We start from the raw sequence: 13,782 nt of genomic DNA, 5'->3' as shown, positions 1-13,782 counted from the left end.
CTTCGTCAACTCATCTGCACAGAGCCGGAGTTCCCCCATGCCCTCCTCCCCCGAGGCGGCCGTGCTCGCCGCCCTGCCCCCGGTCCGCGAGGTGTCCGCCGCCGAGGTCGCCGCCCAGCTCGTGGGCGCGCCGAAGCTGGTGGTCCTCGACGACGACCCGACCGGCACCCAGACCGTCGCCGGCCTCCCGGTCCTCACCTCCTGGTCGGTCGACGACCTGCGCTGGGCGGTGCGCCAGGACACGCCCGCGTTCTTCGTCCTGACCAACACCCGCAGCCTGTCCCCCGAGGACGCCGCCGCCCGAGGCCGCGAGGTGGCCCGCGCACTGCGCACGGCGGCCGGTTCGGAAGGGGTGGAGTACGTCCTGGCGAGCCGGGGCGACTCGACGCTGCGCGGCCACTTCCCGCTCGAGACCGACGTCCTGGCCGAGGAGTTGGGCGGCGTCGACGGCGTCGTCCTGGTCCCCGCGTACATCGAGGCGGGCCGGCTCACGGTCGGTTCGATGCACTGGATGCGCACGCCGGAAGGGCTGCTCCCGGTCGGGGAGAGCGAGTTCGCGCGGGACGCGACCTTCGGTTACCGCAACTCGGCGCTGCCGGAGTGGGTCGCGGAGAAGACGCACGGCAAGGTGACCGCCGACGAGGTGCTGCGCATCACCCTGAACGACCTGCGCGGCGGCGGCCCCGAGCACACGGCCCGCATGCTGGGCTCGCTGCGCGAGGGCCGCGTCGCGGTCGTGGACGCGGTGTGCGACGACGATCTGCGGGTGCTGGCGCTCGCGGCGGCGCGGGCGAAGGGCACCCGGCTGCTGTACCGGGTCGGGCCGTCGTTCGTGCGCGCCCGCGCCGGGCAGGAGGCCCGGCCGCCGCTCACCCGGGCCGAGCTGGGCCCGCTGCGCGGCGGCGCGGCACACGGGCTGGTCGTCGTCGGCTCCCATGTCTCGCTGACGACACGGCAGTTGGACCGGCTGCGGGAGCGCGGCGGGATCGCCGAGTTCGAACTCGACGTCTCCCAGCTGCTGGACGAGTACCGGGACCAGCACGTCGCGTCGGTCGCGTCCGCCGCGGCCGAGGCGATGGCCGGGGCGGACGTCGTGATCCGCACCTCGCGCACGCTGGTGACGGGCGCCGACGCCGACGACAGCCTCGCCATCTCCCGCCGGATCTCGGCCGCGCTGGTGGAGACGGTCCGCCGGGTCACGGCGCTGCGCCGACCGGCGTTCGTCGTCGCCAAGGGCGGCATCACCTCCAGCGACACCGCGACCGAGGGCCTGGAGATCCGCCGCGCCTGGGCGCGCGGCACGCTGCTGCCGGGCATCGTCTCCCTCTGGGAGCCGGTGGACGGCCCGGCGGCGGGCATTCCGTACGTCGTCTTCGCGGGGAACGTCGGCGCCGACGAGGCGCTGGCCGACGCCCTCGACCTGCTCAGATGACCCCCAACTCCCCTTCAGCACACCCCTTTTAGGAGGACGAAGATGTCCACCCGCCCCCGCACCGCCGTACTCGGCCTGGGCGCCATGGGCCTGCCCATGGCCCGCCGGCTGGCGACCCAACTCCCCCTGTCCGTCTACGATATCGACGCCGCCCGGCGGGCAACACTCGCCGCCGAGGGTGCAACTGACGCCTCGTCACCCGCGGAGGCGGTGCGGGACGTGGACGTCGTCCTCGTCGCCGTGCGCGACCAACTCCAGGTCGAGGGCGCCCTGTTCGGGGCCGGCGGCGCTGCCGAGGCTTTGCGGCCCGGCGCTGTCGTCGTCCTCACCAGCACGGTCGGCCCCGACGCGGTGCGCGCGACGGCCGAACGGCTCGCGGAGAACGGGGTGTCGACGGTCGACGCCCCGGTCAGCGGGGGTCCGGTGCGGGCCGGTAACGGGGATCTGCTGATCGTCGTGGGCGCCGGGGAGAAGGCGCTGGAGGCGGCGCGGCCGGTGCTTGAGCTGCTGGCGTCCACGCTGACGGTCGTGGGGCCGCGCGCGGGTGACGGGCAGGCGATGAAGACCGTCAACCAGCTGCTGGCCGGTGTGCACATCGCCGCCGCGGCCGAGGCGATCGCCCTCGCGCGCGGGCTCGGCCTGGACCCGGAGACGGTCGTGGAGAGCCTGCGGCACGGCGCCGCCGGTTCGTTCATGTTCGCCGACCGGGGCCCGCGCATGGTCCAGCTGTACGACGGCGGCGGTGAGCCGGAGGTCAAGTCGCGGCTGGACATCTTCGTCAAGGACATGGGGATCGTGACCGGTGTCGCGCGCGACGCGCACGTGCCGGTGCCGCTGGCCGCCGCCGCCGAACAGCTGTACCTGCTCGGCGAGGCGGCCGGGCTCGGCGCGCGCGACGACTCCTCCGTGGTGACGGTGCTCTCGCCGGGAGCGGCGCGATGAGCCACGACGCCCTGCTGGCCGTGGCGGCCTGCGGGGTCGCGCTCCTGCTGCTGCTCATCATCAAGGCCAAGGTGCAGCCGTTCGTCGCGCTGGTCGTCGTCAGCATCGTCGTCGCGCTGGTCGCGGGGGTGCCCGCCGCCGATCTCGTGAAGACGATCGAGGACGGCATGGGGTCCACGCTGGGCCATATCGCCACCATCATCGCCCTCGGCGCGATGATCGGCCGGATCATCGAACTCTCCGGCGGCGCCCACGCGTTCGCCCACTCCCTCATCGACCGCTTCGGCACCCGGCGCACCCCGCTGGCCCTCACCGTCGCGGGGTTCGTCCTCGGCATCCCCGTCTTCTTCGAGGTCGGCCTGATCATCCTCATGCCGATCGCGTACGGGGTGGCGCGCGCCGCCCGTAGGCCGCTGCTGGTGTACGCGCTGCCGATGGGCGCGGCGATGCTCACCGTGCACGCGTTCCTGCCGCCGCATCCGGGGGCGGTCGCGGTCGCGGAGGCGATCGGGGCGAGCCAGGGGCTGATGCTGATGATGGGGATTCCGATCACGGCTGTCGTGGTGCTGATCGGGTATGCGGTGGCCGGGCGGATGACTCGGCGGGAGTATCCGATGGATGCGGCGGTGCGGGCGGAGGTGTATGGGGAGGAGACGGTCGCGGGAAGTGCCTTTTCCGAGGCCGGAGTTGCGGAGGGTTCGGCAAGTGCCGTGTCGGCGGCCGGAGTTGAAGAGGCCGGCTCCTCAGGCAGCGGCTCCACCACCCTGCTCGCCGAACCCGTCACCGCCCAGGACGGCGCCCCCGCCCCTTCGTTCGGCATGGTCCTCGCGCTCATCGTCTTCCCGATCCTGCTGATCCTGGTCGGCACGGTCGGCCAGAACACCCTGGCCGAGGGGTCGGCGCCGCGTGCGGTGCTGACGGTGCTGGGGGCGCCGATGGTGGCGCTGCTGCTGGATGTCGCGCTGTGCGGCTGGCTGCTCGGGGCGCGGCGCGGCTGGGACCGGGCGCGGATCGCCGAGGTGATGGGGTCGGCGCTGCCGCCGGTCGCGATGGTGATCCTGGTCGCGGGCGCGGGCGGGGTGTTCGGGAAGGTGCTGGTCGCGAGCGGCATCGGGGACGCGATAGCCGACGTCCTCGAACGCACCGGCCTGGCCGCCCTGTTCCTCGCCTTCCTGACCTCGCTGGCGCTGCGTATCGCGCAGGGTTCGGCGACGGTCGCGCTGATCACGACGGCGGGCATCCTGACCCCGCTGCTGGCTCGGGCGGACCTGACGACCGCTCAACTGTCCCTGGTCGCGCTGGCGATGGGCGCCGGCGCGCTCGCCTTCTCGCACATCAACGACGCCGGGTTCTGGATGTTCACCCGGCTCGCCGGACTGGACGTGGCGTCGGGGCTGCGGACGTGGACGGTGCTGACGACCGTCATGGGCTTCGCCGGGTTCGCGCTGACGGCGGTGGTGTGGGCGTTGCTGTGACGCTGGGCCGCCCACCCCTTCAAGACACCCATCCGGTACATTCCGGTCGCCTTTTTGCCTCAGAGGCAACCCTGAGTATCCAAAGTCGCACACACCGTGAGGAGCATGTAACTTCCCTTTATTCCGGGTGAGTTGGTCCGGACAGCGTGGAGGGATGTCATGCCCGAGATCTGTGACGCGCGCCGCCCGCTCGCGGGAGCGCATTTCCCGGTGGCCGTCGTCGGCGGCGGACAGGCCGGTCTGTCGGTCAGTTTCTGTCTTCTGGAGCACGGTGTCGGCCATGTGGTGCTGGAGGCCGACCGGGTGGGCCACGAGTGGCGCGAGCGCCGCTGGGACTCGTTCTGCCTGGTGACCCCCAACTGGCAGTGCAGGCTGCCGGGTCACCCCTACCGGGGGGACGACCCGGACGGCTTCATGGTCCGCGAGGAGATCGTCCGCTATCTGGAGGAGTACGCCGCCTCCTTCGGCCCGCCGCTGCGGGAGGGCGTGACGGTGACCCGGGTGCGCAGGTCGCCCGCCGGGGTCTTCGAACTGGCCACGACGGAAGGCGAGTTCACGGCCGACCAGGTGGTCGTGGCGACCGGCCCGTACCACGCCCCCAGGATTCCCCGGCTCGCCGAGCGACTGCCGTCCGGTGTCCCGCAGTTGCACTCCTGCGACTACCGGGGTCCGGATCGGCTCCCCGCCGGGGCGGTGCTGGTGGTGGGTTCGGGGCAGTCCGGCTGCCAGATCGCCGAGGACCTCCATCTCGCGGGCCGGCAGGTGCACTTGGCGGTCGGCGGCGCGCCCCGGGTGGCCCGTTTCTACCGGGGCCGGGACTGCGTGGCCTGGCTCGACGAGATGGGCCACTACACCAGGTCCGTCGAGGAGTTCGCGGACGCGGACGCCGTACGGATGCGGGTCAACCACTACGTCACCGGGCGCGGCGGCGGCCGTGACATCGATCTGCGCGCCTTCGCCCGGGACGGGATGCGGCTGTACGGGCATCTCACCGAAGTCGCCGCGGGGAAGGCCGAGTTCGCGGACGATCTGAAGGGCGCCCTCGATCACGCGGACACCGTCGCCGAGGGCATCAAGGACGCGATCGACGCGCACATAGCCGCCCGCGGCGTCGACGCCCCGCACGAGCCGCGCTACACCCCGGTGTGGGAGCCGGACGGCCAGCCCCGCGTCCTCGACCTCGCCAACTCCGGTGTCACCTCGGTCATTTGGGCGACCGGCTTCACCCGCGACCACCGCTGGATCGAGGTCCCCGCGTTCGACGGCCGGGGCTACCCGATGCACCGGCGAGGGGTCACCAGCGTCCCGGGCCTGTACTTCCTGGGCCTGCCCTGGCAGCACACCTGGGGCTCGGGGCGGTTCGAAGCGGTGGGCAGGGACGCCGAGTTCATAGCCGGGCACATCGACGCGGGCCGCCGCCTCGCCGACGTCTGCGGCACCCTCACCGGAGCATCCGGCCTCCTCACCACCGCCCTCCCGATCGGCTGACGGCCACGGCCCGGCCGTCCACGACACCTACGCAGCCCTCTACGACTGACCGTCGCGCACCCTTCCCGAGGAGACAGCCATGTCCGAGCAGCGCCTCACCGAAGCCGAGCAGACGTCCCTGGCCGAGATCCCGCACCCCTCCCTCCCCGACGGCTCCAGCATCTACGGCTCGGCCAAGGTCCCCGACTACCGGGCGGAGAACGGCGAGAGCTACTTCACCCTCGTCCACGGCATCGCCCACGAGTCCTCGGTGTCCTTCGTCGCCGTCCTCCAGGCGACCCGCGCCCTGCGCAAGGGCTTCGAGACGGCCCTCTACTTCTACGGCCCCGGCTCCCTCAACTGCCTTGCCACGCGCGGCTTCCCGACCACCGGCAACTCCGCGTTCCCCGGCGAGCACAACATCAACAACCAGCTCAAGACGTTCATCGCCGAGGGCGGCAAGGTCTACTGCTGCCGCTTCGGCCTCTCCCTGCACGGCGCCCGCGAGGAGGACCTGATCGAGGGGGTCATCCCGACCCATCCCCTCGACGTCCAGGACGCGCTGATCCACTACTCGCGCAAGGGCGCCGTCATCAACTCCACCTACCAGCTGTGATGAGCACCGGTGTGCGGATCCTGACCCGCGCCGAACTCGCCCTGCACGGCGTGGCGTTGCCCGCACCGGTACGCCGCCCCGACGGCGCGGGACCCAGCGACGACGGGCACTTCGTGCTGGGACACGGCGCCGGTGCCGCCCTCCCCCGCAACCCCGCGAGCCCCTACCGCGTGCGCGACGGCCGGGTCTGGCTGGGCGACGAGGACACCGGCCTCACCCTCACCCCCGTCGGCCGCCCGAGGTTCTACGATCTGACGACCGCCGACGGCGTCCCCTACGAGCACATCGCCCGCCTCCACGGCACCGACGTCCTCGCCACCACCGTCGTCCAGACCTGCGTCCGCTACGCCGAGCCCGACCGCTGCCGTTTCTGCACCGTCGAGGAGTCCCTGCGGTCCGGCGCGACGGTCGCCGCGAAGACTCCGGCACAGCTCGCGGAGGTCGCCGAGGCGGCCGTACGGCTCGACGGGGTGCGGCAGATGGTCATGACCACCGGTACGACGGCCGGCCCCGACCGGGGTGCCCGCACCCTCGCGCGGTCGGTGCGCGCCGTCCGCCGGGCCGTTCCGGGGCTGCCGGTACAGGTCCAGTGCGAGCCGCCCGGCGACCTCACCTGGATCGGGGCCCTGCACGACGCGGGGGCGACGGCGATCGGCGTCCATGCCGAGTCGCTGGACGAGGAGGTGCGGCGGCGCTGGATGCCGGGCAAGTCGTCCGTGCCGCTCGCCGAGTACGCGGCGGCGTGGGACGAGGCGGTGCGGGTCTTCGGGCCCAACCGGGTCTCCACCTATCTGCTCGTCGGCCTCGGCGAGGATCCGGACGAACTCATCGCGGGCGCCGGGGAGTTGATCGCCCGTGGGGTGTACCCGTTCGTCGTCCCGTTCCGCCCGATGAGCGGCACGCTCGCCGCGCGGGACGGCATCGGGGCGCCGGACGCCGAGCTGCTGCGGTACGTCACCGAGGGGGTCGCCGCGCGGTTGCGGGCCGCCGGGATGCGTGGCGCTGACCAGCGGGCGGGCTGCGCGGCCTGCGGTGCGTGCAGCGTGCTGCCGGCGGCGGGCGGGTGAGGGGGGTGCCGCCGCAGCGGGCGGCCGAACAGCCTTACGACATCCTGGAGTTGCTGGGCGATCGCAGCACTCTGGCCGCCCTGCGGATCGAACAGGCCTCCGGGGGCGCGGACTTGGCGGCCTATCGGAAGCTGCGCGGCGAAGTCTTCGTGCGCGAGCAGCAGTTGTTCAGCGGTCACGATCTCGACGACCGGGACGGTGATCCTCGGACGGTCGTGCTGGTGGCCAAGGAGCGGGACGGGACGGTCGTCGGCGGGGTGCGGCTCGGGCCGGTGGGTGACGGCCTGGATCTGGGCTGGTGGGCGGGCGGCCGGCTGGCCGTGGCGCCCGCCGCGCGCGGGGCGCGGGGGATCGGGGCGGCGCTGGTGCGGGCCGCGTGCGCGCGGGCGGAGGCGGAGAGCGTGCTGCGCTTCGAGGCGACCGTCCAACTGCGGGGCGAGGCCTTGTTCCGGCGGCTCGGCTGGCGGTCGGTCAGGCGGACCATGGTCGCCAACTCGCCGCATGTGCTGATGCGTTGGCCCGTCGGCCGGATCGCCGCGCAGGCCGCCGCGACGAAGTCCGCGCTCGCCGGTCTGCTCGCACCGATGGGACCGGCGGCGCGGGGTTCGCCGGCGACGACGGCGCGCCCGTCCCCGGCACCGATCTGATCGCCGCCTGCGACGCGATCGTGCCGTCGATGGTCGAGCGCGACCCCGAGTGGGCGGGCTGGTGCGCGGTCCTGGTCAACGTCAACGACCTTGCCGCGATGGGCGCTTCACCTCTGGGCCTGCTGGACGCCCTGGCCGCCCGCGACGCCGCGCACGCCACCCGGATCCTGTCCGGCCTCACCCGCGCGGCCCACGCCTACGACGTCCCCGTGCTCGGCGGCCACACCCAACTCGGCGTCCCCGCCGCCCTGTCGGTGACCGCGCTGGGCCGCGCCGCGCACCCGGTGCCGGGCGGGGGCGGGCGCCCGGGGCACGCCGTGCGGCTGACCGCCGACCTCGGCGGCGGCTGGCGGCCGGGGTACCGGGGGCGGCAGTGGGACTCGACGACGGGCCGCCGCGCGGCCGAACTGCGGGCCATGACAAGGGCGGTGGCGCTCGCGCGGCCGGCCGCCGCGAAGGACGTGTCGATGGCCGGGATCGCCGGGACGCTCGGGATGCTCGCCGAGGCGAGCGGCTGCCGGGCGGTGCTCGACGTGGCCGCCGTGCCCCGGCCGGGCCCGGCCGCCATGGGCGACTGGCTGACCTGCTTCCCCGGCTGGGCGATGCTCACCGCCGCCGCGCCGGACACGCCCCCGCTGCCGGCCGGGCCCGCCACGGGCGCCGTGTGCGGCGAACTGACCACCGGAGAAGGCGTCGGGCTGCGCTGGCCCGACGGCGAGATCACCGAAGCGGTCGCCTCGACGGTGACCGGGATGGGAACCGCGTGAACCCCATGGACACACTGACCGGGAGGGGAGCGGCATGAACACGCTGATCTGGAGGGGAGCGGCATGAGCACGCTGCGCATGGCGGCCGTCGCCGCCGCGTTCGGCCGCGATCTGGAAGAGGACTTCGCGACCGTCGAACGACTGATCGCCGAGGCCAGAGCGGCGGGCGTGCGGCTGCTCGCGCTGCCCGAGGCGTGCCTGGGCGGGTACCTGTTCAGCCTCGCCGCCGGCGCGGACCTGGACGAGGGCCCGCCCCCGCTCGCCCTGGACGGCCCGGAGATCCGCCGACTCGCCGCGCTGGCACGGGAGATGACGGTCGTCGCCGGCTACTGCGAGGCCGCCGGGGACACCCGCTACAACAGCGCCGTCTGCGTCACCGGCGACGGCGTCCTCGGCAACCACCGCAAGGTCCACCAGCCGCTGAGCGAGGACGCCTCCTACTCCCCCGGCGACCGCTTCCGCGCCTTCGACACCCCGGTCGGCCGGATCGGGATGACAATCTGCTACGACAAGGCGTTCCCGGAGTCCGCGCGGGCCCTCGCACTGGACGGGGCGCAGATCGGGGTGTGCGTGTCGGCCTGGCCGGGCGCGCGCACCCACGCGGTCGCCGATCTCGAACAGGACCGCTGGAAGCGGCGGTTCGACCTGTTCGACCGGGCCCGCGCGCTGGAGAACCAGATCGTGTGGCTGTCCGCCAACCAGACGGGCGTCTTCGGGTCGCTGCGCTTCGTCGGCGGCGCCAAGGTCGTCGACCCCGGCGGCGAGATCCTCGCCGGGACGGGGGTCGGGGCCGGTATGGCGGTCGCCGCACTCGACGTCGGCCGGGCCCTGGAGACCGCGCGCCGGTCGATGGGGCATCTGCGCGACCGGCGGCCCGAGACCTACACGGTCACCGCGTGAAGATCGCCCTGCTCAGCTACTCCACCAAGCCGCGCGGCGGCGTCGTCCACACCCTCGCCCTCGCCGAGGCGCTCGCCGCGCTCGGTGAGGACGTCACCGTGTGGACCCTGGGCCGGGGCGGCGACAGCGGCTTCTTCCGTCCCGTGGATCCGGCGGTGGCGCTGCGGATCGTCCCGTTCGCCGACGCCCCGCCCGGGGAGCCGGTCGGCGCCCGCGTCCTGCGCTCGATCAGCACCCTGCGCGAGGCGTTCGACCCCGCCGGGTACGACATCATCCACGCCCAGGACTGCATCAGCGCGAACGCGGCCGGCCGCTGTGTCCGCACGGTCCATCACCTCGATCACTTCACCACCCCGGAACTGGCCGCCTGTCACGAACGCGCGCTCGTCGGCCCGTACGCGCACATCTGTGTCTCGGCGGCCGTGGCGGCCGAGCTGCGCGCGGGCTGGGGGCTGCGGGCCGAGGTGGTGCCCAATGGGGTGGCGTACGGGCGTTTCGCCGTCACCGACCCCGCGGCGCGGGCGAGTTGGCGGGCGCGGCTCGGCCGGTACGTGCTCACGGTCGGCGGTATCGAACCGCGCAAGGGGTCGCTGGACCTGCTGGAGGCGTACGCCGTGCTGCGGGCGCGGCGGCCTGAGGTGCGGCTGGTGGTCGCGGGCGGTGAGACGCTCTTCGACCACCGGGAGTACCGGGCCCGCTGGGAGGCGCGGGCGGGTGAACTCGGCGTGCAGCCCGTGGTGTTGGGGCCGGTGGCCGACGCGGAGCTGCCCGCGCTGGTGGCCGCCGCCGATGTCTTCGCGTTCCCTTCGCTCAAGGAGGGGTTCGGGCTGGCGGCGATGGAGGCGCTGGCGGCGGGGGTTCCGCTGGTGGTGCGTGAACTGCCGGTGCTGCGGGAGGTGTTCGGGGGCGCCGCTCGGTTCGCGGGGACGCCCGGGGAGCTGGCCGCCGCGTTGGGGGACGCGCTCGCCGTCCCCTCCCCCGGGCGGCGCGCCGCCGGGCGTGCGCTGGCCGCCCGGCACACCTGGGACCGCGCGGCCCGGCGGCATCTGGAGATCTACCGCTCGCTCGGTCCGTCGGGCCCGTTCAGTTCGTTGAGGTAGTTGTAGATGGTGAAGCGGCTGACGCCGAGCGCGGCTGCCGCGGACTCGGGTGCCTGCTTGACCAGGAAGAACCCCCGGCGTTCCAGTTCGGCGACCACCTGGAGCTTGTGCTCCTTGCGCATCCGCGCCACGGGCACGCCGACCGCCGCGACGGCCGCGTCCACGAGCAGCGCGCACAGTTCCTCGACGCTGTGCGGGAAGGACTCCCCCTGCCGGACGGCGGGCCGCTCGGGAACAGCAGGCGTGGGGGGCGCGGGCCGTGCGGGCGGCGCGAGGGGCAGGCACGTCCCGGTGTGGCCGAGCGCGAACCGGTCCATGGCGGAGCGGACGGCGACCCAGGCGGAGACGTCCGTGTTCAGGCAGAGCGCCGCCGCGGGGCGTCCGGCGGCGTCCGTGTAGACGATCGTCGTGCTCTGGAGGACGCGCCCGTCCGGGAGTTGGGAGCGGTAGCCGACCTCGTGCCGCAGATCGCCCGCCGCGATCCGCTCCAGCAGTTTCTCGGTCGGCGGGTCCCCGACGTGCCGTCCGGTGACCGTCCCCGCGATCGCGCGCACGGTGCGGGGGATGCGGCGCAGGTCGTGCAGCACCACCTCGGTCGGCTGGAGCACCGCCGCCTGGAGGGGGACCACGAGGAGTTCGAGGACGGCGTTGACGGACTCCGCGTCCAGGCCCCGCAGGGCAGCGGCCGACGGAAGCATCGGGCTGGCCGGCGCCGGTTCCATGAGTGCCCCCGTCCTGTGTTCACCTTGACGACGCGTTGAAGGATACCGAGGTCTGGACCATGCCCTCCAACCCCCTTGTTTCAAAGCGGAGTTGAGATTCTGATGCATCGTCGGCCAAATTTTCAATAGTGCGTGCATCTCTTGCCAGCGAGCCCCCTGTTTTGCAATTCTCGTTGAGAAGCTCGGGCGGATCTGACAGCCCATGAGCCGCCTTCCCCTCACTTTCCTCGCCCCGGAGGTCTCTCATGCGCCAGCCCAGCCCGACGTACGAGGGCATCGGACCCGGGAGGTACGCCAACCCCCTGGAAGAGCTGACCCTGGCCCAGCTGCGCCGCCGGGGCAGCCTGAAGTGGCGTACGCATCCGCCGGACGTGCTGCCCCTGTGGGTGGCCGAGATGGACGTGCGCCCCGCCCCCGAGGTCGCCGAGGCCCTGCACGAGGCCATCGACGCCGGGGACACCGGATACCCCGCCGGGACCGGGCTCGCCGAGGCGCTGGACGGGTTCGCCGTGCGGCGCTGGAACTGGGGCGGGGCGACGCCGGAGCGGTCCGCCGTGATCCCCGACGTCATGACGGGCGCGGTCGAGGTGCTGCGGCTGGTCACCGAGCCGGGGGACGCCGTCGTCGTCAACTCCCCTGTGTACGCGCCGTTCTACGCGTTCGTCACGCATCACGGCCGGCGGACCGTGGAGGCGCCGCTCGGCCGGGACGGGCGGATCGATCCGGAGCGGCTCGGGGAGACGTTCCGGCGGGTGCGGGCGGCGAGCGGGCAGGGCAAGGTCGCCTATCTGCTCAGCAATCCGCACAACCCGACCGGCGTGGTGCACACCGTCGAGGAGCTGACGGCGGTGGCGGCGCTGGCCCGCCGGTACGGGGTGCGGGTGGTGGCCGACGAGATACACGCCCCGCTGGTGCTGCCCGGCGCCCGGTTCACGCCCTATCTGAGCGTGCCGGGCGCGGAGGACGCCTTCTCGCTCATGTCGGCGACCAAGGGCTGGAACCTCGCCGGGATCAAGGCGGCGCTCGCCGTGGCCGGGGCGGACGCGGTCGCCGATCTGCGCCGGATGCCCTCGGAGGTCCACCTCGGGGCGAGCTACCTGGGCGTCATCGCGCACACGGCGGCGTTCCGGCACGGCGAGGCGTGGCTGGACGCGCTCCTCGCCGGGCTCGACGCGAACCGCACCCTGCTCGGTGAGCTGCTGGCCCAACACCTGCCGGAGGCCGGGTACTTCAGGCCGGAGGGCACCCATCTGGCCTGGCTGGACTGCCGGTTCCTCGGCTTCGCCCCGGAGGAGTCCCCCGGGGCACTCGCCGCGGTCAGTGAACTGGCGGGCCCCGCCTGGCACTTCTTCGAGCACGCCAGGGTGGCCCTGTCCTCCGGGCACATCTTCGGCACGGGCGGCTCCGGGCACGTACGCCTGAACTTCGCCACCTCCCAGGCCGTCCTGACCGAGGCGGTCACCCGGATGGGGCGTTCCGTGGTCCGCCACCACCGCTGACCCGGGGCTGCCTCACGCCTGCCTGCGCACCGACTGCCGGATGACGAGCTGGGTGCCCAGCACCACATGGTCGTCCCCGGCGATCCGCTCGGTGTGCTCCAGGGCCAGCCGTACGGCCGTGCGGCCCAGGTCCTCGTAGGGCACCCGGACCGTGGTGAGCGACGGGGTGAGGTCGGCGGCGAAGGGGACGTCGTCGAAGCCGACGAGCGAGACGTCGCCGGGGACGTCGAGCCCCGCCTCCCGCAGCGCGGCCAGGACGCCGAGCGCGACCATGTCGGTCCCGGCGGCGACGGCCGTGAACCCGGCGCCCGCCCGCAGCGCGTCCCGGGTGCGCTGGTAGCCGGAGACCCGGGTGTAGGGGCCGGGGACGTCCAACTCCCCGTCGTACGGCACCCCGTGGGCGCGCAGCGCGTGCAGGTAGCCCTCCCGGCGCTGGGCCCCGGTGCTCAGGTCGGTGTCGCCGCCGAGGAACAGCACCCGCCGGTGGCCCTGGACCAGGAGATGGTCCACGGCCTGGAAGGAGCCGCCGCGGTTGTCGTAGTCCACGACGGTCACGGGAAGCTCCTCGGGCAGCGGCGGCCGGCCGACCAGGACCAGCCGGGAGCCGGCGGCGTCCAGGGCGCGCGCGTACTCGGTCATGCGCCGCAGATAGTCCTCGTCCTGGACCGCGCCGCCGACCAGGACGACCGCCGCCGCGTGCTGCTCGCGCATCAGCTGCACCAGGTCGTCCTCGCGCCCGGTGTCCCCGTGCGTCGCGCACACCAGGCTCAGCCTGCCGCGCAGGGCCGCCTCCTGCTCCACCCCGGCGGCGACGTGCGCCAGCGACGGGCCGGTGATGTCCCGCAGCACCAGCGCGATGGGGCCCGCGACCTTGCCGGACAGCGCCTTGGCGTGGACGTTGACGACGTAGTGCAGCGACTCCACGGCCGCCATGACCCGTTCCCGGGTGGCGGCGGAGACGGGGTAGTCGCCCGCGAGCGTACGGGAAACGGTTGCTACCGATACCCCCGCCCGCTCGGCGACGTCCCTGACCGTGCTCGGACGCTCACCACCTGCGGAGACCTTACGTCGACGCTTGGCAGCCTTGCGCTCCGGTGCCGCGCCGGAGTCGTTTCCCTTGACCGTCACGACGACGACGTTACTGCATC

At 73.6% G+C, this 13,782-nt stretch carries 12 protein-coding genes and 1 pseudogene; 11 read left to right on the top strand and 2 right to left on the bottom strand.

The annotated features are described in order from the left end of the window. The first annotated feature begins 37 nt into the window (after window positions 1-37). From ACYUD3_RS21230 to ACYUD3_RS21185, 10 genes and pseudogenes are all read left to right on the top strand, one after another. Window positions 38-1,432: a four-carbon acid sugar kinase family protein gene (locus ACYUD3_RS21230; RefSeq protein WP_470972157.1), complete on the top strand. Its 1,395-nt coding sequence runs from the start codon at window positions 38-40 to the stop codon at window positions 1,430-1,432. Between the two features lie 42 nt (window positions 1,433-1,474). Continuing rightward, entirely contained in the window at window positions 1,475-2,374 is a 900-nt protein-coding gene (locus tag ACYUD3_RS21225; protein ID WP_470972155.1) for an NAD(P)-dependent oxidoreductase, read from the top strand. After that, window positions 2,371-3,849 (top strand): GntT/GntP/DsdX family permease, encoded by a 1,479-nt coding sequence (locus tag ACYUD3_RS21220; protein ID WP_470972154.1) that lies wholly within the window; start codon window positions 2,371-2,373, stop codon window positions 3,847-3,849. The genes ACYUD3_RS21225 and ACYUD3_RS21220 overlap by 4 nt, the downstream gene beginning before the upstream one ends. Before the next feature lie 159 nt (window positions 3,850-4,008). Then, complete coding sequence (locus ACYUD3_RS21215; protein WP_470972152.1) at window positions 4,009-5,337, top strand: MSMEG_0569 family flavin-dependent oxidoreductase; 1,329 nt, start codon at window positions 4,009-4,011, stop codon at window positions 5,335-5,337. Between the two features lie 79 nt (window positions 5,338-5,416). After that, on the top strand, window positions 5,417-5,932 hold the full coding sequence (locus tag ACYUD3_RS21210) for an MSMEG_0572/Sll0783 family nitrogen starvation response protein (protein ID WP_470972150.1): 516 nt from the start codon (window positions 5,417-5,419) through the stop codon (window positions 5,930-5,932). Continuing rightward, entirely contained in the window at window positions 5,932-6,999 is a 1,068-nt protein-coding gene (locus tag ACYUD3_RS21205; RefSeq protein WP_470972149.1) for an MSMEG_0568 family radical SAM protein, read from the top strand. The genes ACYUD3_RS21210 and ACYUD3_RS21205 overlap by 1 nt, the downstream gene beginning before the upstream one ends. Continuing rightward, window positions 6,969-7,454 (top strand): annotated as a pseudogene (locus ACYUD3_RS21200) (MSMEG_0567/Sll0786 family nitrogen starvation N-acetyltransferase); the annotation flags it as partial. The gene ACYUD3_RS21205 and the pseudogene ACYUD3_RS21200, both read left to right, overlap by 31 nt. Then, the gene (locus ACYUD3_RS21195) at window positions 7,376-8,413 is read left to right on the top strand and encodes an MSMEG_0567/sll0787 family protein (protein ID WP_470972147.1); all 1,038 of its coding nucleotides are present in this window, start codon (window positions 7,376-7,378) and stop codon (window positions 8,411-8,413) included. The pseudogene ACYUD3_RS21200 and the gene ACYUD3_RS21195, both read left to right, overlap by 79 nt. A 63-nt stretch (window positions 8,414-8,476) precedes the next feature. Continuing rightward, window positions 8,477-9,313 (top strand): carbon-nitrogen hydrolase family protein, encoded by an 837-nt coding sequence (locus ACYUD3_RS21190; protein ID WP_470972146.1) that lies wholly within the window; start codon window positions 8,477-8,479, stop codon window positions 9,311-9,313. Continuing rightward, window positions 9,310-10,413, top strand: coding sequence for an MSMEG_0565 family glycosyltransferase (locus tag ACYUD3_RS21185; protein WP_470972144.1), 1,104 nt, complete (start codon window positions 9,310-9,312; stop codon window positions 10,411-10,413). Before ACYUD3_RS21190 ends, ACYUD3_RS21185 begins: the two co-directional genes overlap by 4 nt. Here the strand turns inward: ACYUD3_RS21185 and ACYUD3_RS21180 are convergent. Continuing rightward, window positions 10,368-11,135, bottom strand: a complete 768-nt coding sequence (locus ACYUD3_RS21180) for a helix-turn-helix transcriptional regulator (RefSeq protein WP_470972143.1) — start codon at window positions 11,133-11,135, stop codon at window positions 10,368-10,370. The two genes, ACYUD3_RS21185 and ACYUD3_RS21180, sit on opposite strands and share 46 nt — an antisense overlap. A 245-nt stretch (window positions 11,136-11,380) precedes the next feature. Between ACYUD3_RS21180 and ACYUD3_RS21175 the strand changes: the two genes are divergently transcribed. After that, window positions 11,381-12,634: a MalY/PatB family protein gene (locus ACYUD3_RS21175; protein ID WP_470972141.1), complete on the top strand. Its 1,254-nt coding sequence runs from the start codon at window positions 11,381-11,383 to the stop codon at window positions 12,632-12,634. A gap of 12 nt (window positions 12,635-12,646) precedes the next feature. Here ACYUD3_RS21175 and ACYUD3_RS21170 read toward each other — a convergent pair whose 3' ends face one another. Beyond that, window positions 12,647-13,762 (bottom strand): LacI family DNA-binding transcriptional regulator, encoded by a 1,116-nt coding sequence (locus ACYUD3_RS21170; RefSeq protein WP_470972140.1) that lies wholly within the window; start codon window positions 13,760-13,762, stop codon window positions 12,647-12,649. Window positions 13,763-13,782 lie beyond the last annotated feature (20 nt).

The organism is Streptomyces sp. AMJ-169, assembly GCF_055597585.1.
The sequence above is the reverse complement of the archived record's forward strand: the minus strand, read 5'-3'. Positions and strand labels throughout refer to the sequence as shown.